The 23,775-nt window shown below is 74.4% G+C and carries 15 protein-coding genes, 4 tRNA genes and 1 riboswitch; of the genes, 7 read left to right on the top strand and 12 right to left on the bottom strand.

What is annotated here, in order from left to right; translation table 11 throughout:
• Positions 1 to 120: 120 nt before the first annotated feature.
• Positions 121 to 2,736 carry an Ig-like domain-containing protein gene (locus ACFVWU_RS00725; RefSeq protein WP_387613569.1) on the bottom strand — a complete coding sequence of 872 codons (2,616 nt, stop codon included), beginning with the start codon at positions 2,734 to 2,736 and terminating at the stop codon, positions 121 to 123.
• Positions 2,737 to 3,072: 336 nt separating this feature from the next.
• On the opposite strand from ACFVWU_RS00725, the gene ACFVWU_RS00720 reads away from it, so the two are divergent.
• Positions 3,073 to 3,483, top strand: coding sequence for a globin domain-containing protein (locus tag ACFVWU_RS00720; RefSeq protein WP_387613692.1), 411 nt, complete (start codon positions 3,073 to 3,075; stop codon positions 3,481 to 3,483).
• Positions 3,484 to 3,497: 14 nt separating this feature from the next.
• Positions 3,498 to 4,700: a globin domain-containing protein gene (locus ACFVWU_RS00715; RefSeq protein WP_387613567.1), complete on the top strand. Its 1,203-nt coding sequence runs from the start codon at positions 3,498 to 3,500 to the stop codon at positions 4,698 to 4,700.
• Positions 4,701 to 4,751: 51 nt separating this feature from the next.
• On the opposite strand, the gene ACFVWU_RS00710 is transcribed toward ACFVWU_RS00715, so the two are convergent.
• The 3 genes from ACFVWU_RS00710 to ACFVWU_RS00700 all read right to left on the bottom strand — a co-directional run bounded on the left by ACFVWU_RS00710 (position 4,752) and on the right by ACFVWU_RS00700 (position 5,188).
• A tRNA-Arg gene (locus tag ACFVWU_RS00710) sits at positions 4,752 to 4,827 on the bottom strand.
• Positions 4,828 to 4,858: 31 nt separating this feature from the next.
• A tRNA-Arg gene (locus ACFVWU_RS00705) sits at positions 4,859 to 4,934 on the bottom strand.
• A 163-nt stretch (positions 4,935 to 5,097) separates the two neighbouring features.
• Positions 5,098 to 5,188 (bottom strand) — tRNA-Ser (locus tag ACFVWU_RS00700).
• Between the two features lie 177 nt (positions 5,189 to 5,365).
• On the opposite strand from ACFVWU_RS00700, the gene ACFVWU_RS00695 reads away from it, so the two are divergent.
• Positions 5,366 to 8,830, top strand: coding sequence for a PAS domain-containing protein (locus ACFVWU_RS00695; RefSeq protein WP_387613564.1), 3,465 nt, complete (start codon positions 5,366 to 5,368; stop codon positions 8,828 to 8,830).
• A 57-nt stretch (positions 8,831 to 8,887) separates the two neighbouring features.
• Here the strand turns inward: ACFVWU_RS00695 and ACFVWU_RS00690 are convergent, their stop codons facing one another.
• Together ACFVWU_RS00690 and ACFVWU_RS00685 are read right to left on the bottom strand one after the other, a co-directional pair.
• Positions 8,888 to 10,549 carry a long-chain fatty acid--CoA ligase gene (locus tag ACFVWU_RS00690; protein WP_387613562.1) on the bottom strand — a complete coding sequence of 554 codons (1,662 nt, stop codon included), beginning with the start codon at positions 10,547 to 10,549 and terminating at the stop codon, positions 8,888 to 8,890.
• A gap of 206 nt (positions 10,550 to 10,755) precedes the next feature.
• Entirely contained in the window at positions 10,756 to 11,991 is a 1,236-nt protein-coding gene (locus ACFVWU_RS00685; protein ID WP_387613559.1) for a hypothetical protein, read from the bottom strand.
• 215 nt (positions 11,992 to 12,206) lie between these two features.
• Here ACFVWU_RS00685 and ACFVWU_RS00680 point away from each other — a divergent pair, with 215 nt between their 5' ends.
• A complete protein-coding gene (locus ACFVWU_RS00680; protein WP_387613557.1) occupies positions 12,207 to 13,271 on the top strand; it encodes a DMT family transporter in 1,065 nt (354 codons plus the stop codon).
• Positions 13,272 to 13,286: 15 nt separating this feature from the next.
• Here the strand turns inward: ACFVWU_RS00680 and ACFVWU_RS00675 are convergent, their stop codons facing one another.
• From ACFVWU_RS00675 to ACFVWU_RS00650, 6 genes are all read right to left on the bottom strand, one after another.
• Positions 13,287 to 14,063 (bottom strand): pyridoxal 5'-phosphate synthase, encoded by a 777-nt coding sequence (locus ACFVWU_RS00675; RefSeq protein ID WP_387613554.1) that lies wholly within the window; start codon positions 14,061 to 14,063, stop codon positions 13,287 to 13,289.
• A 459-nt stretch (positions 14,064 to 14,522) separates the two neighbouring features.
• On the bottom strand, positions 14,523 to 14,852 hold the full coding sequence (locus ACFVWU_RS00670; RefSeq protein ID WP_387613552.1) for a hypothetical protein: 330 nt from the start codon (positions 14,850 to 14,852) through the stop codon (positions 14,523 to 14,525).
• Positions 14,853 to 15,307: 455 nt separating this feature from the next.
• Positions 15,308 to 16,672, bottom strand: coding sequence for an FAD-binding oxidoreductase (locus tag ACFVWU_RS00665; RefSeq protein ID WP_387613550.1), 1,365 nt, complete (start codon positions 16,670 to 16,672; stop codon positions 15,308 to 15,310).
• Positions 16,669 to 18,000, bottom strand: a complete 1,332-nt coding sequence (locus tag ACFVWU_RS00660; RefSeq protein WP_387613547.1) for an MFS transporter — start codon at positions 17,998 to 18,000, stop codon at positions 16,669 to 16,671. The genes ACFVWU_RS00665 and ACFVWU_RS00660 overlap by 4 nt, the downstream gene beginning before the upstream one ends.
• Before the next feature lie 170 nt (positions 18,001 to 18,170).
• Positions 18,171 to 18,258: transfer RNA gene (locus ACFVWU_RS00655), tRNA-Ser, on the bottom strand.
• Between the two features lie 63 nt (positions 18,259 to 18,321).
• Positions 18,322 to 20,001 carry a S1C family serine protease gene (locus ACFVWU_RS00650; protein ID WP_387613690.1) on the bottom strand — a complete coding sequence of 560 codons (1,680 nt, stop codon included), beginning with the start codon at positions 19,999 to 20,001 and terminating at the stop codon, positions 18,322 to 18,324.
• A gap of 443 nt (positions 20,002 to 20,444) precedes the next feature.
• Positions 20,445 to 20,593: riboswitch (TPP riboswitch) on the top strand.
• Positions 20,594 to 20,699: 106 nt separating this feature from the next.
• Between ACFVWU_RS00650 and ACFVWU_RS00645 the strand changes: the two genes are divergently transcribed.
• The 3 genes from ACFVWU_RS00645 to ACFVWU_RS00635 all read left to right on the top strand — a co-directional run bounded on the left by ACFVWU_RS00645 (position 20,700) and on the right by ACFVWU_RS00635 (position 23,728).
• Complete coding sequence (locus tag ACFVWU_RS00645; protein WP_387613545.1) at positions 20,700 to 21,998, top strand: purine-cytosine permease family protein; 1,299 nt, start codon at positions 20,700 to 20,702, stop codon at positions 21,996 to 21,998.
• Positions 21,999 to 22,077: 79 nt separating this feature from the next.
• The gene (locus ACFVWU_RS00640; RefSeq protein ID WP_387613542.1) at positions 22,078 to 22,902 is read left to right on the top strand and encodes a glycerophosphodiester phosphodiesterase; all 825 of its coding nucleotides are present in this window, start codon (positions 22,078 to 22,080) and stop codon (positions 22,900 to 22,902) included.
• Positions 22,903 to 23,290: 388 nt separating this feature from the next.
• Entirely contained in the window at positions 23,291 to 23,728 is a 438-nt protein-coding gene (locus ACFVWU_RS00635; RefSeq protein ID WP_387613539.1) for an ATP-binding protein, read from the top strand.
• The last annotated feature ends 47 nt before the right edge of the window (positions 23,729 to 23,775 follow it).

Here is a 23,775-nt window from a genome sequence, read left to right as displayed (position 1 = left end):
ACGAATCGTCCAAAGCCGACCTGACGCGCGGACACATGAGTGAGTGAAGCGTGGGGCACCCCGGCCGGAGGCCGGGGGAGAGCTGGGCGCACGAGTGGGGTCGGGACGGTCCGGCGCAGGTCAGCGCCGTCGGGCACCCGGCCCGCGGGCGAACACCCGACGGGTGATCAGCCCCAGTCCGGTGAGTGTCAGCAGCACCCCGGCGAGCGCGCCGTGCCGGCCGGCCTCCCGGGACTGACCGACGGGCCCCTGCGCGGCCTCGGTCGACGCGGCCTCGGTCGGCGCGGCCTCGGTCGACGCGGCCTCGGTCGGCGGCACGGGCAGCGGCCGGGCTCTGGACCCGCCCGCCTCGGGCTCGCCCTGGTCAGCGGCCGGCCGGGGCTCGGCGGCCGCGGTGGCCGCGGTGGCCGCCGGGGTCCCGACCACCGGCGGGACGGCCGGCGGCACGGTGACCGGCAGCAGCCCCAGCAAGACCGGCGCGAGCACCGGTGCCGCCGCACTGGGGCTCGGGCTCGGGCTCGGCACAACGGGCTTCGCCGAAGCTGGAGTTGCGGCGCCGGACACCGCCGGGACGGACGCGCTCGGACCGGCCGCCGCGGCGGCGACCCGCACCCGCACCTGGTCCGCCGACGTCCCGTTCCCCGCCAGGTCGGTCGCCGTGGCGGTCAGCCACTGCTCCCCGTCCGTCAGATCCCGGTTGGCGGTGCAGGTCCAACTCCCGTCCAGCGCCACCACCGCCCCGCACAGCACCGTGCGGTCGCCCGAACCCGCCGCCCCCGCCCGCGTCGTGACCAGCACGTTGGATCCCGGCTCGGCCCGCCCGCTGAGCTTCGGCCGGCCGGCCTTCAGCACCTCCCCCGCAGCCGGCGAGACGAGCACCGGCTTGGCCGGCGGCACGGTGTCGACGACCAGCGTGACCGTCTGCCCCACCGTCCGGTTCCCCGCCGCGTCGACGGCGGCCGGGGCGAGTTGGTGGCTCCCGTCCGCCAGGTTCTCGACCGGCAGGCAGGACCACGCGCCGTCCGACCGGACCGCGCTGCTGCACAGTTCGGTGGAGGTGGACCGGTCGGTGACCGAGACCGTGCTGCCGGCCTCGCCGGTGCCGGTGAGCTGGAGCCCCGGGTCGTTGGTGTAGGCGGGGAGGGTGAGCACCGGCGCGGCCGGTGGGGTGGTCTTCACGGTGACCTTGACGGCCTCGCCGCGCAGCACCACCCCTCCGCTGGTGGTCTCCACCGGGGTGAGGCTGTGCGGGCCGGCCGGGAGCGCGCCGCCCGGGCGGCAGGACCAGCTGCCGCCGCGCTCGACCCGGGCCTTGCAGAGCGGTCGGTCGCCGTCCCGGATCTCCACCGAGGCGCCGGCCACCGCACCCTCGCCGCGGATCTGCGGGCGGGCGTCGGCCAGCACGGCGCCGTCGACCGGCTCGGCGACCTCGGGCCGCGCGGCGCCGACGGTCAGCTTGATCCGCTGGTCGGAGACCTGCCCGGAGTCGGCGAACCCGCCGGAGGGGACGAGTTGGCTGGTGTCACGGCCGATCCGCAGCCGGGCCCAGGTCTCGCCAGGGGCGGCGCCGGGCGGCACGGTCCACTCCAGGGTCGCGGTGTCGGCGCCGGCCCGGACCTCGGTCTGCACCCGCTCGGTGGGGTCGAACCGGCCGCTGTGGTCGAAGTCGATCCAGCCGGCCAGGGTCGCGGGCTGGTCGCTCACCGCGACCGGGACGGTGACCCGGTAGTAGTGGCCGATCGCGGCCTCGGCGGGGAAGCCGATCGACGGGTCGGCGCCCCGGTACTCGCCGCGGCCGGGCTGCCGCTCGGGAGGCGGCGGGGCGGCGTACGGGCCGGCGAAGGGGTTGGCGCGCCGGGCGGTCCCGTGGTCGAGCCGGACCAGCGGCTCGTCGTCCGTGGCGGCGCTGCCGACCCGGCCGCGGCCGCGCCGGGACGGGGTGACGGCGTCGGCGCCCAGGAAGAGGTCGGAGACCACGTGCGAGGCGTTGCCGTAGGCCTGGGGCGCGGTGCCGAGGTCCTCGTCCACGGTGACGGTGTAGGCCTGGCGCAGGACGGGCGGGGCGGTGGTGCTCCCGGCCCGGGCGGTGGAGCGCTGCTCGACCCGGAACACCGCGGTGCGGAAGGTCCCGGCGAGCTCCAGGGTGCCCTCGGCGGCGGATCCGGCCGCGCCGTCGGTGGAGCCGTCGGCGCCGCGGGGGGCGAGGGAGTTGCCGTCGACCGTCCAACCGGGCCAGTCGGTGCGGTCGACCAGGGTGGGGGCGGCGGGCGAGCCGCCGGTGAGGGTCAGCCGGGCCGCGGTACTGGTGGTGCCGGATTTCCCGGTGGCGACCGCGGCCAGTCCGCTGAGGTGCAGCCGGGGATTGCGGACCGGTCGGGAGAAACCCAATCGGAGGGTTCCGACGGTGCGCCAGGAACCGTCCGTCTGCGGATGGTCCGGGACGGGGCCGAAGGTCTGTGCCGGATCCCCCGGACGCATTCCGTCCGTGTACAGCGTGGCGGAATGCCCCCCTCCGGAACGGTCCGCCAATTGACCCGACTCGGCGGTGACGACGGAACCGGGCGCGGGCGCGAAATCGAACTGGACGGAGAGCCCGGACGGCAGGACCGCCCGGCGCTCGCCCGACCAGGCGTCAGGAGACTGCTGGGCCACCGAGAACGGGGCGTTCAGACCGGGCAGCAGCCCGGCCGCGAGAACGGCCAGGGCGGCAGCTGTGCGGGGAAACCGTCGACTCATCCGGCTCTCCTTCACGGTCGGCTGCCGGGTAGCGGGCAGTCCGGGCACAAGATCCGACAAAAACGGAATCACGACCCCGGACCGGCCATACCGCGACACCTGTGCTTCCGGCCGTGTCCCACCCGTTTGGCAGCCCTCCGGGCGGCAGGACGGGATGCGGCCGAAAGGGCCGCATTTCATCCCTTGGGCGACTACGGGTCCCACCCGAACGGCCTGACCCGACCGGAATGGGAAATCCCGGCCGGCCCGGCGGACGCCGACGTCCGGTACCTGACCATTCGTCGAGGGGCTCTGTTCGAATTACCCGCCCGCTCAGTAGAGTCGGGCCCCGTGACTATGGACCCCGTACTCGTCAAGCGCAGTTTCGCGGTCGTGGAACCGCACGGCCCGGCCGTCGCCGAATACTTCTACCGGCATCTGTTCGAGCACGATCCCGGTGTCCGCGGCCTCTTCGCCGAGCACCTGGACGAACAGCGGGACCGGCTGTTCGCCGCGCTCGGCGCGCTCGTCACCCACCTGGAGGACACCGACACCGTGCTCGGGCTGCTCCGCGACCTCGGCGCGCGGCACGCCCGGTACGGCGCGCTGGTCGAGCACTTCCCGGCCGTCGGCGCGAGCCTGCTCGCCACCCTGGCGCACTACGCCGGGGACGCCTGGACCGAGGAGACCGAGGCCGCCTGGACCGCCGTCCACGCGGTGGTCAGCGACACCATGGGCGCGGCGCTCACCGAAGCCCGGCCGGCCTAGCCGGGAGCGGCCCGGTGCCCTACGACCCCGCGGTCATCCGCGCCAGCTTCGCCGTCGTCGAGCGCCGCGCCGACCACCTGACCACCTTCTTCTACACCCACCTGTTCAGCCACAACCCCGGGCTGCGCCCGCTCTTCCCCGACCGGCTGCACGAGCAGCGGGACCGGCTGTTCGCCGCGCTCACCCGGATCGTGCTGCGGCTGGACGAGCCCGGGCGGCTCACCGAGTACCTGCGGGCGCTCGGACGCGACCACCGCAAGTTCCAGGCCGCGCCCGAGCACTACCCGGCGGTCGGAGCCAGCCTGATCGCCGCGCTGCGACAGTGCTCCGGCCACTCCTGGACGCCGGAGACCGAGAAGGCCTGGACCGAGGCCTACACCGTGATCGCCCAGGTGATGACCGAGGCCGCCGCCGACCTCCCGGAGCACCACCCGGCCTGGTGGGAGGCCGAGGTCGCCTCCCGCCGCCGGGCCGCGGCCGACCTGGTCGTGCTCACCCTGGCCCCGATGCGTCCGTACCCCTTCACCGCCGGCCAGTACGTCACGCTCAGCAGCCCCCGGATGCCCCGGGTCTGGCGGCCGTACTCGCTGGCCAACGCGCCGCGCCCGGACGGCAGCCTGGAGCTGCACGTACGGCGGGTGCCCGGCGGGCAGCTGAGTCCCGTCCTGGTGGAGGACGTGATGCCCGGCGAGCTGCTGCGGCTCGGGCCGCCGCTCGGCGACGCGGTGCTCGCCCCGGCCTCGGACCGGCCGCTGCTGCTGGTGGCCGGGGGCAGCGGCTGGGGACAGACCAAGGCGCTGGTGGAGCAGCTCGCCGCCGAACAGCCGGAGCGCACGGCCACCGTCCTGCTGGCGGCCCGCTCGGCGGCCGGGCAGTACGACCTCGACACGGTACGGCGGCTGCTCGCCCGCAATCCGCGGCTACGGGTGCTGACCGCCGCCCCCGACCTCTGCGCCGGCCCGGAGGGTGCCACCGCGCTGCTGCGGGAGACGCTGCTCGGGCACGGCGACTTCACCGACTGGGAGGCCCACCTCAGCGGCCCGCCGGAGCTGGTCGCCGAGCTCACCGACCTGCTGCTCGCGCTGGGCGCCGACCCCCGGCTGGTCAAGCACGACCCGGCGCCGGTGACCTTCAACCGGAACCGTCCGCTGACCAGCTCGGACTGGTTCCTGGACCACCGGGACGTGCCGTGGATCAACCGGACCGAGCTGGAGTGACCGGCGCCGTGGAACGAAGAAGCCCCCGGCCGGTGGCCGGGGGCTTCTCGCTGGTGCGCTCAGCAGGATTCGAACCTGCAACCTCTTGATCCGTAGTCAAGTGCTCTATCCGTTGAGCTATGAGCGCAAGGAACGGGCGAACCCGATCTTGCGGAGTTTGGTGCGCTCAGCAGGATTCGAACCTGCAACCTCTTGATCCGTAGTCAAGTGCTCTATCCGTTGAGCTATGAGCGCTCGCCCTGGTGAACGTTGTCCCCGGGGCGTTGCGGGGACAACATTACATGACCTGCGACGTAGGACGAAATCGATTGATCCGGCCCCTCCGGGCCGGGCGACGAGCACGCCCCGGACATGCGAAGAGCCCCGCCGACAAGATCGTCGACGGGGCTCCCGGCTGCGGAGGCTGAGGGATTTGAACCCTCGATCAGGAATAACCCCGAAACCGCATTAGCAGTGCGGCGCCATAGACCGGACTAGGCGAAGCCTCCCCACGTGGACCGTGCCCGCGTGAGCGGACCCGTTCCGTGTGTCAGTGATGATGCCACAACCCTGGGGTTCGGCACCAACCACCGCCAACGTTACTAGGCGGGTCGTCCCCGCCGCAAAGAAGAATGAGATACTGCCGACTCCGGAGGAGCTGCCCTGAGCCGAGGAGACCTGTCGACGTGAGCAGCAGGCCGATCCGAGGCGCTGCTCGCCTCGCCGCCATACTCGACGCCCTGCCCGACGCGTTGTTGCTGGTGAACAGCAACGGCACCGTCGTGGACGCCAACAGCGCTGCCGTCCAGGCGCTGCAGGCGCCGGGCACCTCACTGGTCGGCATGGGCGTGCTGGGGCTGCTGCCCGAGTTCGACCCCAGCCGGATCCCCGGCTCGATGCGCCCGGCCACCCGCGACGGCGACGCCCTGGACCGTCCGGTCCGGATGACCGCCCACCGCACCGACGGCACCACCTTCCCCGTCGAGGTCTCCGGCAACGACTTCGCCGACGACGACGGCTACGCGCGTTCCCCGCTCGCGCCGTACGACCCGTACGGCGAGGGCTCGCGCCCGCCGTCCTCCTCCGATCTGCTCCTGCTGCTGGTCCGCGACCTCTCCGGCCGGCTCGGCGTCGAGGCCGAGCTGCGCCGCCAGCACAAGCAGACCGAGATGATCCTGCGGGCCGCCGCCGAGGGCGTGCTCGGCGTGGACCTCGAAGGCCGCTGCGTGCTGGTCAACCCGGCCGCCGCGCACATCCTGGAGTACCGGGCGAGCGAGCTGGGCGGGCGCGAGCTGCACCCGCTGATCCAGCACTCCCGGGCCGACGGCACCCCGCTGGCGCTGGAGGAGTCCGCTCTGCTGGACACCCTGACCTCCGGGCGCAAGCACCGGGTGCGCGGCACCGTGCTGTGGCGCAAGGACGGCCGTCCGGTCACCGTCGACCTCACCACCGCCCCGGTCCGGGACGGTGACCAGCTGGTCGGCGCGGTGATGACCTTCACCGACCGCAGCCGCGAGCTCGCCCTGATCGCCCGCAACGAGCATCTCACCGCCGTCCTGGAGAGCGAGCTCGGCGGCGCGCTGACCGCGCTGAACCAGCGGCTGGACGCGCTCGCCGCCGACCCGGCCGGGCAGCTCTGGCCGGAGGCCAACTGGACCCTGCGCCGGCTCGCCGACGAGTGCCGCCGCTTCGGCAAGCTGATCGACGGCGTGCTCGAACACCAGCGCTCCGAGGCCGGCGAGAGCGGCCCCGCGGAGAGCAAGGACGCCAAGGCCGACAAGGACTCGAAGGACGGCAAGAGCGGACGGAAGGCCGCGAAGCGGGTGCCGGTCGGCCTGGACGAGGTGGTCCGCCGGGCCGTCGAGGAGGCCGGCGGGCTGGTCGGCCCCGGCCGGGTGCGCTTCTCGGTGCACGCCGCCGCGGTCGAGGTGATCGCCGACGAGCGGCGGCTCGCCCAGGCGCTGGCGCACCTGGTCGCCGACGTCAGCGGCGTCGGCCTGTCGCTGGACGCCCCCACCTCCTCCTCCCCCGGCCTCTCCGTTCCCGGGCTGGGCGGCCCGACCTCGCCGGTCTCGGCCCCCGAACCGCCGACCGTGGTGCTGGCCGCCGCCCAGCGCGGGGAGGTCGCCCGGGTGGAGATCCGCGGCCCCGGCATCGGCGGCAGCCCCGTCCACCTGCCGATAGCCCGCGCGGTGGTCGAGCGCCACGGTGGCGTCCTCCAGCCGCACGAGCTGCCCGGGAAGGCCGGGACCACCTACGTCGTCGAGCTGCCGCTGGACCCGGCCGCCGCGAAGGCCGCCGCCGAGCGCGCCGCCGCCGAGGGCCGCTCGGACCGGCCCAAGGAGACCGACAGCGCCGTCCTGCCCGCACTGCCGGGCATCCCGCAGCTGCCCAGCAGCGACGAGGCGGCCGAGGCGGCCCCCACCGCCGCTCCCGCTCCCCGGCAGCCCGGCGACGAGGCCCCGGAGCCTGAGCAGGCGCCCGCCGAGGAGCCACCGGCCGAGCGACGCGGTCGCCGCGGCAGGCCCGCCCTCGAGGAGCAGGCCCCCGCTGCGCCGACCGACCCTGCGGCCACCACCGCCCCGGCCGTCCCGGCCGACCAGTGGCCGAACGCCCCCGCCCGGGTCGAGCGGGCCGTCCCCGAGCAGTGGAACGGCACCGGCAACGACCCCGCGTACGGTCGCCAGGGCCTGGCCGGCCCGAACGCGCGGCAGAGCGACCCGTGGGGCACGGACGACGGCCGCTCCGGCCCCGCCTACGCCGTGCCGGTCGAGGGCGGACGCCCGCAGCAGAGCCGACCCGGCGGCCGCGAGCCGCTCGCGCTCGGCCCCGCGCCCTCGGACGCCCCCGCGCAGTCGGCCACGGCCCCCGCCGAGGACGGCGGCGAGAACAAGCTCCGCCGGCGCCGCGCCCTGCCCTCCGCCGAGGACTCCTCGGGCGGCTTCGCGCTGCCCGGGATCACCGACGCCCCGGTGTACCCGGGCCTGGAGCACGCCCTGCCCGCCGGTCCCGCGCCCGCCCCGGCCGAGCCCGCCGCCGCGCCGACCGGCCGCCGCCGCCGGCTCTCCGTGCCGCCCGGTCCCGCGCCGGAGAACGCTGCTGACCAGGACTCCCAGAACGCCCAGGGCGCTCAGAACACCCAGGGCACCCAGGGCGCTCAGGGTCCCGGCACCGCGCTGGAGCCCGCCCGGCCCGCACTGCCCGCCGCCGAGGACCAGAGCGCCCCGCGCCCGGTCGGCAGCGGCCTGGCCGAGCTCGCCCCGCCGCGCCCGCTCGTCACCCCGCCGGTGCCCGCCGTCCCGCCGCAGCCGCCCGTACCGGCCGAGGCCCGGACCGCGCCGCGCCCGATGGCCGAGCTTCCGCCCGCCGACGGGGCGTCCTCGACCGAGCAGCCGCAGGCCACGGCCGGTGAGCTGGCCAACGCCCGCCGACTGCTGGTCTGGCCCGAGCCCGACCCGGCCACCAACCAGGCCCTCCAGGCCCGCGGCTACCAGCCGGTGATCGTCCGCTCCCGCGAGGAGGTGGACGCCCAGGTCGCCGGCTTCCCGGCGGCGCTCTTCGTCGACCCGCTGACCGGCCCGATCACCCGCACCGCACTGCAGTCGCTGCGCACCGCGGCGCTCAACAACCGGGTCCCGGTGCTGGTCACCGCCGGCCTCGGCCAGGCCACCCGGGACGCCGCGTACGGCGCCGACCCGGCCGTGCTGCTGCGCGCCCTCGCGCCGCGCGACGGCGAGCACCACGCCCCGCGCGTGCTGCTGGTCGAGGGCGACCCGGACATCGCCGCCGCCATGATCAGCAGCCTGGAGCGGCGCGGCATGCACGTCGAGCACGCGACGGACGAGAACGACGCGGTCGCCCGGGCCGCCAGCGTGCAGCCCAACCTGGTGGTGATGGACCTGTTCCAGATCCGCCGCCGGCGGGTCGGCCTGCTGGACTGGCTGCGCGCCAACGACCGACTGCACCGCACCCCGCTGGTGGTCTACACCTCGGTGGACCTCGACCCGCGCGAACTGCCCCGGCTGCGCACCGGCGAGACGGTGCTGTTCCTCGCCGAGCGCTCGACCAGCGAGGACGTCCAGTCCCGGATCGTCGACCTGCTCGGACGGATGGGCGCGATGGGCGAGGCGGGCGTCGCCGCCGCGGGCTGAGCACGGCGCGGGCCGGCCACCCCGATCGGGGTGGCCGGCCCTCGCCGTCGCGCCTCGCTACTCCTTGCCGAGCACCGTGACGTCCAGTTCGTCGGCCGCGTAGCCGGCCCGGATCACCTTCTTGTCGAACTTGCCGACCGAGGTCTTCGGCACCGACTCGACGATCGCCCAGCGCTCCGGCAGCTCCCAGGAGGCGACCCGCTCGGCCAGGAAGGCCCGGAGCTCCTTCGGTCCGACGGTCGCGCCGGGGCGCAGCACGACGGTGGCCAGCGGGCGCTCGCCCCACTTCTCGTCCGGGACGGCGACCACGGCGGCCTCGGCCACCTCGGGGTGGGCCATCAGCTGGTTCTCCAGGTGCACCGAGGAGATCCACTCACCACCGGACTTGATCACGTCCTTGGCCCGGTCGGTGAGGGTCAGGTAGCCGTCGGCGGTGATGGTGCCCACGTCGCCGGTGCGCAGCCAGCCGTCCTCGGAGAACTTGTCGTCCGGGCGGACCGGGTCCTGCCCGGCGCCGCCGTAGTACGCCCCGGCGATCCACGGGCCGCGCACCTCCAGCTCGCCCGCGGCGACGCCGTCGTGCGGCATCCGCTCACCGCCCGGGCCGATCAGCCGGGCCTCGACGGAGGCCGGGAAGATGCCCTGGGTGATCCGGTACGGCCACTCCTCCTCGGGAGTGAGGCCGCCCGGCGGCTGGGCGAAGGAGCCGAGCGGGGAGGTCTCGGTCATGCCCCAGGCGTGCAGCACCCGGATGCCGTGGCGCTCGTCGAAGGCCTTCATCAGCGAGGGCGGGCAGGCGCTGCCGCCGATGACGACCATCCGCAGGCTGGACGTGTCGTAGTCGCCCGCGTCCAGCTCGTCCAGCAGGCCGCTCCAGATGGTGGGGACGGCGGCGCTGACGGTGGGGCGGACGGCGGCGATCATCTCGGCCATCGGCTTGGGCTGGAGGAAACGATCCGGCATGAGCAGGTTGGCGCCGGACATGAAGGCGGCGTGCGGGATGCCCCAGGCGTTCACGTGGAACATCGGGACCACCGGCAGCGCGGTGTCGCGCGGGGTGAAGGCGAAGTTGTCGCCGGTGTTGACCTGCATGCAGTGCAGGTAGATCGAGCGGTGGCTGTAGAGCACGCCCTTCGGGTCCCCGGTGGTGCCCGAGGTGTAGCAGAGCACGGCGGCCTGGCGCTCGTCGATGTCCCGCTGCCACGGGTAGTCGACGGGCCGGTCGGCGATCAGCTCCTCGTAGTCGTGCACGCCGCCCGTGAAGCCGGCCAGCAGCGAGCGGTCGCCGGGGCCGGCCACCACGACGTGCTTGAGCGTGGGCGCGAGCTCCGGCAGCACGGCGGCGAGCAGCGGCAGCACGCTGCCGTTGACGATGATCACGCGGTCGGCGGCGTGGTTGACGATGAACGACAGCTGGTGGCCGGCCAGCCGCAGGTTGAGCGTGTGCAGCACCGCCCCCATCGCGGGGACGGCGAGGTACGCCTCCAGGTGCTCCGCGTTGTTCCACATCAGGGTCGCGACGCGGTCGTCCCCGGTCACCCCGAGCTCGTCCCGCAGCGCGTGCGCGAGCTGCGCGGCGCGGGCGCCCACCTCGGCGTAGTTGCGGACGACCGGACCGGTGCCGTCCCAGGTGGTGACGGTGGAGCGGGCGTGGATCGTGGACCCGTGCTCCAGGATCCGGGTGACGGTGAGCGGTACGTCCTGCATCGTGCTGAACACGGGTCCTCCTCGACCTGGCGGCACTGGCGGCGCCCACGGCACACCTACCGGTCGGTAATGCGCATGGACGTGCCCGATTGTGCCGCCCCGCCCGCCCGCTGTCAGCATCCCGACTCCGTTGCACGGATCACTGATTCGCCCCGGTTTCTCCCGACAACCGTCGCCGCGGCCCGGCGCGACCGGCCTCGGTGCCGGGCCCGGGTGGCTCAGCGGTGGTCGGGGCGGCAGAGGCGGAGGGAGTTGGCGGGGTCGGGGGTGTAGGCGGGGTCGAGGGTCCAGCCCTGTTCGGCGGCGATGCTCAGGGCCCGGTGGGCGCCGGCGCCGCGGTAGGTGGCGCGGTGGAGGTGGACACGGCGCAGGAAGGTGCCGTCGGGGGCGAGCAGGCGGCCGTAGCTGTCGGCGGTGCGGCCGAGTTCGCGGGTGGTGTCGCGCTTGAGGATGCGGCGGACGTGGCGGTCCCAGGCGGCGGGGCTGTGGGTGAACTCGGCGCGGAAGGCGCGCGGGCCGACCGTCCAGCGGGCGCCCCAGCGCTCCCAGTAGTCGGGCTCGGGGCGGTTCACCCAGAAGGTGAGCAGGCCGTACACCGGGACGTAGACGATCTGGAGCAGGAAGACCACGGGCAGCAGCGGCGCGAACCGGCCCGGCTGCGGGCCCCACGGGGTGCCGGGGGCGGCCGGCGGGTCCTGCGGGGAGGGGGCGATCAGGCCGGCCGGGGCGGGGAAGCGGCGGACCAGCCGGACGCGCTCGGCATCGGTGCCGGACGGCGCCCCCTGCCAGCCGAGCCGCTCGGCGACCCGGCTCACGCCGGCCGCGCCGAGGCCCCGGTAGAGGCGCACGGCGAGTCCGACCGACAGCTCGCGGCTGAGGTCGAGCTGCACGTCGCCGCCGCCGGCCGCGTGCGTCGCCTCGGCGGCGGCGATGCGGCGCTCGAGGAGCGGGGTGACGTAGCGCTCCCAGTCCTCGGGGCGGCCGGTGAGCTCGGCCCGGATGCGGCGCGGCGGGATGAAGCTGCGGTTGACCCGCAGCCAGCCGTCGGACTCGGGGCCGCCTCCGCTGTAGTCGGAGAGGATCACGACGACGAAGACGACCACCAGGCCGAGGATCCAGAGCGGGGCGTAGATCCACTGCAGGAGGAACTGGAGCAGTACGACGAGTCGGTTGCGGCGCGGCATCGGACCGGGGAGGCCGCCGGGTCGCGGCGGGGCGCTGAACCGGGCCGGCGCAGAGGGCTGTTGGGCGGCGGCGGGGTGCGGGGCGGCGGCGGGGTGCGGAGCGCCGTACGGCTGCTGCGGCGCGTACGGCTGCTGGGGCGTATACGGCTGCTGCGGCGTTGGGAGCGGCTGGGCGTACGGGTTCGGCGCGTACGCCCCCTGCCCGTACGGGTTCTGCTGCGGCGCGACGCCGTACCCGTACGCGCCTCCGTGTTCCTGGCCGTTCGGCATCCGCCGCCCCCTCGTGCTGGTCGAGGGGACACCCTACCGACGGGCGGTCAGACGCCTGGCCGGGCGGGTGATCGACGCCCGGGAGCTGCCGAGAGCCTGCGCGCCACGCCACGGGCCCCGCGCGAGTACACCCTTTCGGGCGTACCCGTCCGCATCCGTCACGATTCCTGTAACGAGCTTGCTGCTTGAGCACTCCTTACGGCAAACTCGTTAGCATGCCCACCTCCCATACCAGCGAAACCGCTGCCCCCACCTCGGCCGCCGCCGTCGCCGAGGCCCTTGCCATGCCGCCCGCCCCCAAGGGCGAGCCTGCCGGCGAGCGGGGCAGCTGGCGACGAGGTGGGGAGTCCGGCTCCGCGGCACCCCCCGGGGTGGACCCCGGCCGATCCACCGGCCGGTTCGGCAAGGTCCTGCGGCGCCCGGAGAGGATCCCGGCGCCGCTTCTCTGTCTGGCCGCGATGTTCCTGGTGCAGACCGGCATCGCGCTGTCCAAGCCGCTCTTCGGCCCGCTCGGGGTCAGCGGCACGACCTTCCTGCGGCTCGGCTTCGCCGCGGTCATCCTGCTCGCCGCCACCCGGCCGAAGCTGCGCGACAAGCGCCCGCGCGACCTCGCCGCGGCCGCGCTGCTCGGCATGGCCTCGGCCGGGATGACCTTCCTGTTCGCCGGGGCGGTCGACCGGCTGCCGATGGGCACCGCCGCGACCATCGAGTTCCTCGGCCCGCTCGCGGTCGCCCTGGTCTTCGCCCGGCGCGCCAGCCACCTGCTCTGGGCGCTGCTCGCCGCGGCCGGGGTGGCGCTGCTGACCCTGCTCGGCGAGGGCGACGGCGGCGGCTCGCTCGACCCGGTCGGCCTGCTGTACGCCTTCGGGGCGGCCGCCTGCTACTCGGCGTACATCCTGTTCACCGACAAGGTCGGCGCCGCCTTCCAGGGTTTCCAGGGCCTCGCGGTGTCGATGACGGTCGGCGCGCTGACCCTGGCGCCGTTCGGGCTCGGCGAGGCCTGGGACGGGCTGACCGCGCCCGGCGCCTCGCCGCTGGTGCTGCTGGCCGCGGTGGCCGGAGTGTCGCTGCTGCTGCCGGTGATCCCGTACGCGCTGGAGATGACGGCGCTGCGCCGGATGCCGCAGCGGGTGTTCAGCGTGCTGGTCAGCCTGGAGCCGGCGGTCAGCGCGCTGGTCGGGCTGGTGGTGCTCGGCCAACTGCTGGGCGCGGCGCAGCTGGCGGGGATCGGCTGCGTGGTGGCGGCCAGCGTGGGGGCCACGCTGACCGGACGGCGATAGGGCGCGTTCAGGGCGCTACGGCCAGAGCAGGGTGCGCGACCACTCCGGGCTGTGGACCGGGCCGGTGCGGGTGTAGCGCAGCCGGACGTGCCGGCGCTGGGCGTCGCCCTGCCAGAACTCCACCTCGTGCGCCCACAGGGTGTAGACCGCGTGCCCGGGCGCGACGGCGTCCGGGGTGGCCTCCAGCCGGCGACGGGCGACCGCCACCGCCTCGTCGTACTCGGTGAGCGCGCCCAGCGGCTCGCTCTGCCGCCCGACCAGCGCGCCGACCCGGGCGGCGGGCGAGCGGGTGGCGAACTCGGCGGCGGCGACCAGGTCGGCGGCCCGCTCCACGCTGCCGCGGACCCGCACCTGGCGGCCCAGCTGCGGCCAGTAGACGGACAGCGCGGCGGCAGGGTGGCCGGCGAGCTGACGGCCCTTCGGGCTGTCGGCGGCGGCGGAGAAGTTCCAGCCGGTGCCGGCCGCGTCGACGTCGCGCAGCACCAGCACCCGGGCGTCCGGCATGCCGTCCGCGTCGACCGTGGAGAGGGTGAAGGCCTGCGGGTCCAGCACCCCGGCGTCCAGGGCGGTGGCGAGCCAGTCCACGAACAGCGGGCCGGGCTCGGCGGGGGCGGCCTCGTGGTCGAACAAGGGCAGCGGGCGGGCCATCGGCGGGCGGCCGAGCAGCAGTTCGGGGACGGATCTCGGCTCGGGCCGGTGCTCGTCCAGCGGCGCCGGGCACACCTCCGGCTCCGGCTCCGGTGCTGGCCTGGCTCCGTCCGGGCCGGTCAGGCCCTCGTCCTCCGCCGCCATCGCGCGCCCTTCCTTCCGGTTGCCGCGGTCGTCGCGCCGGCCGGGCCGTCCGTTCCGGGCCCGGGCACGTGGTGCGCTGTCGGAGCGCAACCGTACCGCCGTGGACCGACGGCTCCGGGCGCGGGCCCTCGGTGAACGGATCCGGGCCGCTCGGACGGGCCGGGGCCTCGTACGGGCGGGCGACTCCGTACGAAGGGGGTTTCGTGCGGACCGGGGCTTCGCGCCGCCCGGAGGCTTCGGACCGGGCCCCGGACGCGCTCGTGGGCGGTGCCGATGGCGGCACCGCCCACGAGGCCGGTTTCGCGGCGACCCTTTCCGCTTGGCCGGTCAAAGCGCTCTGTCCGATCCGCACCCGGACGAAGGCCCGCCCGGGAACCGCTTCGAACCCCTTCGCGGATGCTCAGCTCACCCGCGGTCGTCCACCTCCGGCGCCCCCGCCGTCGGTGGTGCCCGGGGAGGTCAGCGGAAGATCGGAGCGAAGATGACGTTGATGTTCTTGTTGCCCTGGCCGGCCAGGATGTTGCCCGCGTTGTCCTTCGACGCGAGGGTGTTGTTCTGGTTCGAGGCACCGGAGCCGGTGGCCGTCTGCTGGGTGGAGACGTAGTTGCCGTCGACCCCGCCGAACACGTTCCCGGTCCCGTTGTTGGACACCACGCCGGCGTTGGAACCGCCCGCGGCACCCGCGCCGTTGTCGGCGGCCGCGGCACCGGCACCCGCCAGCAGCAGGCCGGCCGCCAGCGGGGCGGCGAGTAGGAACCCGGCCACCCGGCGGGTGTTGATGCGAGCCATGTGAGCCTCCAAGAAGCTGTTAATCGTGCAATGTCGAGCTCGGGATGCGGGAGTTCGCCGGCCAGACGAACACCTGCAGGCTGCGACGCCGGGAGACAGACTTCCGCAACAAATCGACAAAGCACCAGCCGACGGAGCAGTTTTCGCCCGTTAGCGTGATATCCACCCGAGCCGCGCATAACGGCGACGAATCCGGACAGCGCACCGGCACACCCTCGCCCACCTGGCATTTCGCCCGGACGGCGGCCGGACGACACCCCCCGGGAAACGGCGCTTCGATGCCGCGCGAACCACCGGGCTCACCACCCCGGCGCAGTCCGCCCGCGAACGCGCCCCCGAAAAGTTCGCCCACCCTTCCGTGTCGACTTTTCCGGCCATTCATAGACCATCTGAAAGTCGTACTGGAAATTCGAGCAGAAGGGGCTCGACCGGTGCGAACCGAAGAGTGCGGAAAATCAGACCATCTTGCCCGGGTTGAGGATCCCCAACGGGTCGAAGACGGCCTTCAGCTGCCGCTGCAGGTCCAGCGCGACCGGCCCCAGCTCGCGGGCCAGCCAGTCCCGCTTGAGCAGCCCCACCCCGTGCTCCCCGGTGATCGTGCCACCCAGCTCCAGTCCGAGCGCCATGATCTCGTCGAAGGAGCGCTGGGCCCGTACCGTCTGCTCCTCGTCCGAGCCGTCGAAGATCACGATCGGATGGGTGTTGCCGTCCCCGGCGTGACTGACCACCCCGATGGTCAGCGCGTGCCGCTCGGCGATCGCCGCGACCCCGTTCAGCATCTCGGCCAGCCGGGAACGCGGTACCGCCACGTCGTCGATCATCGTGGTGCCCAGCCGGTCCAACGCGGGCAGCGCCAGCCGCCGGGCCGCGAGCAGCAGGTCGGACTCCGCCTGGTCCTCGGCCGGCACCACCTCGGTCGCCCCGGCCTCCCGGCACAGTTCGGCGACCCGCGCCAACTCGGCCTCCCGGTCCGGCCCGTCGAAGGCCACCAGCAACAGCGCCTGGGTCGACTCCGGCAGCCCCATCCGCCCCAGCTCGTTGACGGCCCGCACCGAGACCGCGTCCATCAGCTCCATCAGTGACGGCGTCAGCCCGCGCGCCATCACCTCGCAGACCGCCGCACCGGCCGCGTCCGCGCTCGGGAACTCCGCCGCCAGCGCCAGCTGCGGGGCCGGCACGGGCCGCAGCGCCAGCACCGCCCGGACCACCACCCCGAGCGTCCCCTCCGAACCGACCAGCAGCCGGGTCAGGTCGTACCCGGCCACCCCCTTGGCCGTCCGGCGCCCGGTGGACAGCAGCCGCCCGTCCGCCAGCACCACGTCCAGCCCGAGCACGTACTCGCCGGTGATCCCGTACTTCACGCAGCAGAGCCCGCCCGCGCCGGTGCCGATGTTGCCGCCGATCGTGCAGGACTCCCAGCTGGACGGGTCCGGAGGGTAGGACAGCCCCAGCTCCTCGACCGCCCTGGACAGTTCGGCGTTCACCACACCGGGCTCCACGACCGCGATCCGGTTCACCGGGTCGATCTCCAGGATCCGGTTCAGCTTCACCAGGGACAGCACGATGCAGCCGTCCACCGCGTTCGCCGCCCCCGACAGCCCGGTCCGCGCCCCCTGCGGCACCACCGGCACCCGCAGCCCGGTGGCGGTGCGCAGCACGTGCTGCACCTGCTCCACCGTCTCCGGGAACACCACCACCGCGGGCGCACCGGCGGCGCAGAACCCGGCCATGTCATGGCTGTAGGCCGCGGTCACGTCCGGATCCACCACGACGGCCTCCGCCGGGAGGCCCTGCGCCAGTCGGTCCGTCAGATCACTCATCGCCGCCTCCACTCGCCGCCCGACCGCCCCCACCTCCGCACTCTGCCCGGCGGGGAGGGGGCGGGCAAGTGGGCCTCGAGGGGTGCCGGGCGCCTCCGGACGGGACCGGACACGTCCCCGGGGCACGCCCGGCGGAAGGTCCGGGTCACCAGAGCCACCAAGCCCGCCGCCCCCGAGGCGACGGCACACACGAGCATGGCCGGCGCCGCACCCCCACGGTCGGCGAGCAGGCCGAGCAGTCCGTTGGCCAGCACCAGCGCGACGCTCTGCACCAGCGTCAACAGCGCCTGCACCCGGGAGAGATGGGAGGCCGGAGCACCGCCCAGCACCAGCGGCCCGAGGTGGCAGGCGAACAGCCCGGAGCCGACCCCGGTCACCGCGCTGCCCGCCACCGCCACCGCCGGCACCGGGGACAGCGCCAGCAGCGCGATGCCGACCGAGGCCGTGCAGAGCCCGGCCGCCGCCCCGACCCCCGCCCGGGGCAGCGCACCGCGCCAGGCGACCAGGCTCGCCACCGCGAGCACCCCGGCCGCCTGTCCGCCGGCCACCAGTCCGGCCGTCCCCGACGTCCAGCCGTGCGCCCGGGCGAGCAGCGGCCCGAGCAGCGACACCACCGGCAGCAACCCCCCGGCCGCAGCCCCGGTGAGCAGCAGCGCGGCCCGCAGCAGCGGGTCGCGCAGGGCGAGCCGGACCCCGGACGCCGCCTCCCGCAGCAGCCCGCTCGGTGCGGCCGGACCGGCGGCGTCCTCCCGGGGCCGGACCCTCAGCAGGACCAGCAGGACGACCCCGAAGCTCACCGCGTCCGCGACCGCGGCGCCGGCGAACCCCCCGACGGCGACCAGCAGGCCGCCGAGCGGCGCCCCGAGCAGGGCGGCGCTCTGCCCGCCGGCCTGCCGCAGCGCGAGCGCCCGGGGCAGCCCGTCGACGGGCACCAGGCGGCGCGGCATCGATCCGCTCGCCGGCAGGTAGAACGCGTCGACCGTCCCGATCACGCCCGCCGCCGCGACCAGCAGCCAGAGCGGCGTACCCCGGCCGCCCACCGCGACCGCCAGCGCGGCTGTCGCGACCAGCATCACCGCGTCCCCGGCGAGCATCACCCGACGGGCGCCGAACCGGTCCGCGACCGCACCACCCAGCAGGACCAGCACGGTGCGCGGGACGGTGATCGCCGTCAGGACCAACCCGGCCGCCCCACCGCCGTGTGCGGAGGCGGCCCAGCCGAGAGCGAAGTACAGCGCGGCATCGCCCAGCAGCCCGGCCTGGGCGCCGGCCAGCCAGAGCAGGTACGGACCGGGCAGCGGCGCCCGCGCGGTGGTGGCGGTGGTCATGCCGGGGGACGCTAGGGCCCTCGACCTGGTCGAGGGCAAGCACGGCCCACCGGCGAAGCACCGGCCCACCGGCTTCAGGGACGACCCCGGCCGCCGCCGCTCCGGAAAGCACCGAGGGCGGGTGCCGAGTGGTCTCGGCACCCGCCCTGAGCAGGTGGTTCTCCTACCGGCGGAGAGCGTGGGATTCGAACCCACGGCATGGGGTCACCATGCGACAGTTTTCAAGACTGTTCCCTTAGGCCGCTCGGGCAGCTCTCCAGGCGGAGGTCAGCCTAACGGGTCCGGCGGGCTTCGGCGCACACGATTCCGCGCTCCCGAGGGTCACTGGTCGCCGTCGCGCTGACCGAGGGTGACCTTGGTGGTGTACGTCTGGCCGTTGCGGGTGTACTCGACGTCCACGGTCTCGCCCGGCTTGTGCGTCCAGATCCGGCTGACCAGGGCGGGGCCGTTCTCGATCGGCGCGCCGCCGAGCTTGGTGATCACGTCGCCCGGCTTGAGGCCGGCCTTGTCGGCCGCGCCGCCGGGGGTGACGGCCGGCTGGCCCTGGATGTCGCGGGTCTGGATCTGCGCGCCGTCGCCCTTGTAGTCGTCGTTGCGCAGCACGTCGAGCTTGGCGTAGACCGGCTTGCCGGTCTTGATCAGGGTGTCCGCGACCCACTTGGCCTGGTTGATCGGGATGGCGAAGCCCAGGCCGATGCTGCCGGCCCGGCCGTTGGCGGAGGCGTTGGACTGGATCGCCGAGTTGATGCCCATCACCGCGCCGCTGGAGTCGAGCAGCGGGCCGCCGGAGTTGCCGGGGTTGATCGAGGCGTCGGTCTGCAGGGCGTTCATGTACGAGGCCTGCGAGCCGGTCTCGTCGCCCGAGGCGACCGGGCGGTCCTTGGCGCTGACGATGCCGCTGGTGACGGTGGACTCCAGGCCGTACGGCGCACCGATCGCGATCGTGGTGTCGCCGACGTTGACCTTGTCGGAGTCGGCCAGCGCCAGGGGCGCCAGCTTGCCCTTCGGCGGGTTGTCGATCTTGACCACGGCGACGTCGTAGCCGTCGGCGTGGCCGAGCACCGAGGCGCTGTAGGACGTGCCGTCGGCGAACTTGACGGTCAGTTTGCCGCCGTTGAGGGCCGGCGCGACCACGTGGTTGTTGGTGAGGATGTGGCCCTCGGTGTCGAAGACGAAGCCGGTGCCGGTGCCCGACTCGGAGCTGTTCTGCGCCTTGATGGTGACGACGCTGGGCAGCGCCTTCTGCGCGATGGCGGCGATCGAGCCGGGGACGGGCTCGTTCTTCTGGGTGTTGCTGGCCTGGATGGTGGTGCTGCTGTGGTCGTCCGCCGAACTGCTGCTGCTGGTGTGGTTGGTGGCGACCACGCCGATCGCGCCGCCGGCCACACCGGCGACCAGCGCGACGGCCGCGAGCAGGGCCACCAGGCCGCCGCGCTTCTTGCGCGGGCCGCCGGGGCCGCCGGGGTGGTCGGCCGGGTAGCCGAGCGGGCCGCCGGGGTAGTCGGGGACTCCGGGGCCGCCGGGGTAGCCCGCACCGCCGGAGGTGGCGTCATGGGCGGCGCCCCAGCCGCCGACCGGCTGGCCGGCGCCGAACGGGTGGTGGCCGTACGGCTCCTGCGCACCGGCGGGCGCCGCGCCGTACGGCTCCTGCGCACCGGCGGCGGGCACGCCGTGGGACGGGGTCGCGTACGGGTTGGCGGCCGGCGGCAGGGCCGGGGCCACCGGGGCCGGGGCCGGAGCAGCGGAGGCTGCGGGCGCGGGCGCGACGGGCGGCGCGGGCGGCAGGACCGGCGGCGGGGCGTCGATGTAGCCGGTGACCGGGTCGACGGCGTGCTCCTCGGCGGCGGGCGCCGCCGGGGCCTCCGGCGCGGGGACCTTGGTGAAGGCCACGGTGGGCTTGTGACCACCCTCGGCCGGGGCGGCCGCAGCCGGGGCGGCCTCGACCGGCTCGGGCCCGGCCTCCGGCGCGGTCTCCGGCTCCGGGACGCGGCTGAACGCCATCGTCGGCTTGTGCCCGCCGTCGCCCGCGGCGGCGGCCGACACCGCGTCAGCGGCTTCCGGCGCGGCCTCGGGCTCGGGGACCCGGCTGAACGCCATCGTCGGCTTGTGGCCGCCCTGAGCGGTGCCGTCGGAAACGGACCCAGCCGCCTCCTCGGGGCCCGCGGGCTGCTCCCCCTGCGGCCCGGTGGGCCCAACCTCGCGCTCGGTGCTCACGGACGACCTCCATAGCTGACAGAACCAAGGACCATAGTTTTTCGCACCGTCGATTCGATTGCCGTAAGGACCCCTCTGAAGAACTCATAAGAATCCTTAGCCGACACCGACGACGGCGATGACGGCGACGGTCGGGGAGCCCCCCTCCCTCCGCCCGGGCGTTCCGCGATGCGGACCGCACACCCCGTGGCCTTTGGCGTTCGTACCCGTGCCGGTTAGCCTGTCGCTCCAAACTGACACGCGGGAGCTTGGACCGACCAGGCTGAGAGTGCGCATGTCGACCGTACGCCAAGCGGGACACCGGCGAACCGTCGAGGGGGCGCTGACCGCCGGAACCTGTCCGGGTAATGCCGGCGTAGGGAGTATCGGCCATGCCGCCTGCTTCGCCATCCTCTTCTTCGAACGCGCCCACGTCCAAGGATTTCCTTGATCGTCCCGCGGGCGCGACCGCCCCCGGCACCGACGGGCGCGTCGAGGCGCCGCTGGTGCTGGACACCGAGCCGCCGCGCACCCTGCGCTTCCGGGACCACTTCGCGCTCTGGATGAACCTGGGCGTCAGCCTGATCGGCTTCTCCACCGCCGCCAGCGTGCTCGGCGAGAAGGGCAGCGAGCTGTCGCTGGCCGCCGCGGTGACCGCGATCGTGGCCGGTACGGCGGTCGGCACCGCGATGCTCGGCGTGGCCGCGCTGATCGGCGCCCGGACCGGCGCCCCAGCGATGGCCAACCTGCGCGGGCTGTTCGGCACCCGGCTGTCCTACCTGCCGACCGTGCTGAACATCGTCCAGTGCATCGGCTGGGGCGTGTTCGAGCTGCTGACCATCTCGGCGGGCGCCCAGACCGTCGCCCACACCACCGGCTACCGCTGGCTGTTCGTGCTGGCCGCGGGCGCGCTGACCACCGCGCTGACGATCTGGCCGCTGGGCGCGATCGCGGTGCTGCGCCGTTTCGTGGCCGGGGCGGTCGCGGTCGCGCTGGTGTACTTCACCGTCCAGTTGGGCCGTCAGGGCGTGCCGGACCCGGGCGCGGGCAACTGGCACGGCTTCCTGGGCGCCACCGACGCGATGATCGCGGTGTCGATCTCCTTCGTCCCGATGGCCGCCGACTACACCCGGCACTCGCGCACCGCGGGCTCGTCCTTCTGGGGCAGCTTCTCCGGCTACACCGTCGCCCAGGTCTGGTGCTACGTACTCGGCCTGATGGCGCTGCTGCAGTCCGACGGCGACCCGAGCCGGATCTTCGACTCCTTCCTCGGCGTCTGGGCCGGCTGGCTGTTCCTGCTGGTGCTGGTGCTGCGCGAGACCGACCAGTCCTTCGCCAACGTGTACTCGACCGCGATGTCGCTGCAGAACCTGCTGCCGCGGGTGGACCGCCGGGTGCTGAGCGGCGGGATCGGCGTGCTGACCACCGTGCTGGCACTGCGGATCGACAGGTTCACCGACACCTACAGCAACTTCCTCGGGCTGATCGGCTCGGTCTTCGTACCGCTGCTCGCGGTGCTGGCGGTGGACTACTTCCTCGGGGCCGGCCGGCACGGCTGGGACCTCTCCGAGAAGGCGCCGTCCCGCTGGCTGATGCTGCTGCCGTGGGTGCTGGGCTTCGCGGTCTACCAGTTCATCGCGCCGACCGCGGTGGCCGGCTGGTGGACGGACTTCTGGACCTCGGCCCAGCGGGCCCTGCACTTCACCCCGCAGGAGTGGACCTCCGCCTCGCTGTTCGCCTTCCTGGTACCGGCCCTGGTCACCTGGGCGCTCACCCCGCTGACCCGGCGCGCCGCCGGCGCCTGAGGCACCGGGGGCGAAACCGGCCCCGCAGGTTGGGACCGTCTTCGCCCCCGCGTCACCTCCGCCGCCTATCGTTGGGCCCGTGACCAGCCCAGACCTGTCCTCGGCGGCGGCGCGCACCGCGCCCTCCGTCCAGGTGATCGCCCATCGCGGTTCCTCGCACGCCCTGCCCGAGCACACCTTCGCGGCCTACCGGCGCGCGCTCGACGAGGGCGCGGACGCCGTCGAGTGCGACGTCCGGGTGACGGCCGACGGCGAGCTGGTCTGCGTGCACGACCGCCGGATCGGCCGGGTCTCGAACGGCCAGGGCACCGTCTCCGCGATGACCCTCGCCGAGCTGGAGGCGTACGACTTTGGCGCCTGGAAGACCGGCCGCCCCAGCACCGACCCGGAGCTGCGCGGCGTGCTGCGGCTGGAGCGCCTGCTGGAGCTGGTGGTGGACTGCGGCCGCCCGGTGGACCTGGCGATCGAGACCAAGCACCCGGTGCGCTTCCGCGGCCGCGTCGAGGCCGAGCTGCTGCGGATGCTGGAGCGGTTCAAGATCGGCGCGACCCGGGAGGGCGACCGCCCGTCCGCCCGGATCATGAGCTTCTCCTCGATCGCGCTGAACCGGGTGGCCGCCGCCGCACCGGAGTACCAGCGGGTCTTCCTGATCGAACGGATGCTGCCGCTGCTCGGCCAGCTGCGCCCGGGCAAGCCGCTGCCGGGCGGGGCGCGGATCGCCGGCCCGGGCATCGAGCTGATCAAGGCCAAGCCGCAGCTGGTGCCGCAGCTGCGCGAGCTGGGGCACCAGGTGCACGTGTGGACGGTGGACGAGCCGGCCGACGTCGAGCTCTGCCTGGAGCTCGGGGTGTCCGCGATCATCACCAACCGGCCCGCGGAGGTGCTGGCCCAGCTCGGGCGGTGACCGGTCGGCAGGCCGAAGGCCGTACCGCCTCAGCCTGATCACTCCGGTCGGCAGTCAAACCTTCCGCACACGGTATTGCCGGAATTCTTTCGTTCGGGCGACGGAGGGTGAGCACGGAATGACCTCTCGTCGACCCTGAGTCGCGTTGCTCGAAATGGACTCGCGGGATCCTCCGGCGGTCGTTTCCGACGCATTACCAAGGGGCATCCATCCCTCGGCATACGCTGAAGGAGGTCCGGGGGTGGCGTTGATGGTGGCGCGCGAAGTGCCGACTTCATCGACCATGGCAGTGCCGCACGGCCCAGCGAGTGTCGGGGTCGTACGGCGCCGACTGCGTCGAGATCTGGGTGACCGGCAGATACCGGAACCGGTCATTGATGATGCCGTATTGATCCTTTCCGAACTGTTGAGCAACGCCTGTCGATACGCCCGTCCGCTCGGCCCGCTGCCGGCCCTCGGCCGCGGGGCCCGGGCCGAGGTGGTGGACCAACTGCTGGTCGGCGTCCCCTCCGGGACGCACCCCGCAGCGGGAGGCCGGGAGCACGACGACGGTACGGGCGAGCCCGGCGGCGGCGTGCTGGTCCGCTGGCAGATGCACGCCGACGGCGTGCTCACCCTGGAGGTCACCGACGGCGGCGCGACCACCCGGCCGCTGCCCGCCAGTCCTTCGCTGACCTCGCGGGGCGGTCGCGGCCTGAGCATCGTCGACCAGCTGGCCAGCGACTGGGGCGTGCGCGACGCGCCCGGCGAGGTGACGGTCTGGGCGGCGCTGCCCGCGCGGGCCCGGCACGCCCGGCGCACCGGCGGCGACGCGCGCAGCGCGTAGCCGCACGTCCGCGGGCACACGTCCGCGGGCACACGCCCGTACGACGC

It is taken from the genome of Kitasatospora sp. NPDC058190, from assembly GCF_042883685.1.
Lineage (GTDB): Bacteria > Actinomycetota > Actinomycetes > Streptomycetales > Streptomycetaceae > Kitasatospora.
The sequence above is the reverse complement of the archived record's forward strand: the minus strand, read 5'-3'. Positions and strand labels throughout refer to the sequence as shown.

Excerpts from the sequence above, each read along its gene's own strand:
- ACFVWU_RS00675 (WP_387613554.1), bottom strand. The coding sequence starts at position 14,063 with ATGGCGGCGGAGGACGAGGGCCTGACCGGCCCGGACGGAGCCAGGCCA.
- ACFVWU_RS00670 (WP_387613552.1), bottom strand. The coding sequence starts at position 14,852 with ATGGCTCGCATCAACACCCGCCGGGTGGCCGGGTTCCTACTCGCCGCC.
- ACFVWU_RS00685 (WP_387613559.1), bottom strand. The coding sequence starts at position 11,991 with ATGCCGAACGGCCAGGAACACGGAGGCGCGTACGGGTACGGCGTCGCG.
- ACFVWU_RS00725 (WP_387613569.1), bottom strand. The coding sequence starts at position 2,736 with ATGAGTCGACGGTTTCCCCGCACAGCTGCCGCCCTGGCCGTTCTCGCG.
- ACFVWU_RS00665 (WP_387613550.1), bottom strand. The coding sequence starts at position 16,672 with ATGAGTGATCTGACGGACCGACTGGCGCAGGGCCTCCCGGCGGAGGCC.
- ACFVWU_RS00680 (WP_387613557.1), top strand. The coding sequence starts at position 12,207 with ATGCCCACCTCCCATACCAGCGAAACCGCTGCCCCCACCTCGGCCGCC.
- ACFVWU_RS00720 (WP_387613692.1), top strand. The coding sequence starts at position 3,073 with ATGGACCCCGTACTCGTCAAGCGCAGTTTCGCGGTCGTGGAACCGCAC.
- ACFVWU_RS00660 (WP_387613547.1), bottom strand. The coding sequence starts at position 18,000 with ATGACCACCGCCACCACCGCGCGGGCGCCGCTGCCCGGTCCGTACCTG.
- ACFVWU_RS00650 (WP_387613690.1), bottom strand. The coding sequence starts at position 20,001 with ATGGCGTTCAGCCGCGTCCCGGAGCCGGAGACCGCGCCGGAGGCCGGG.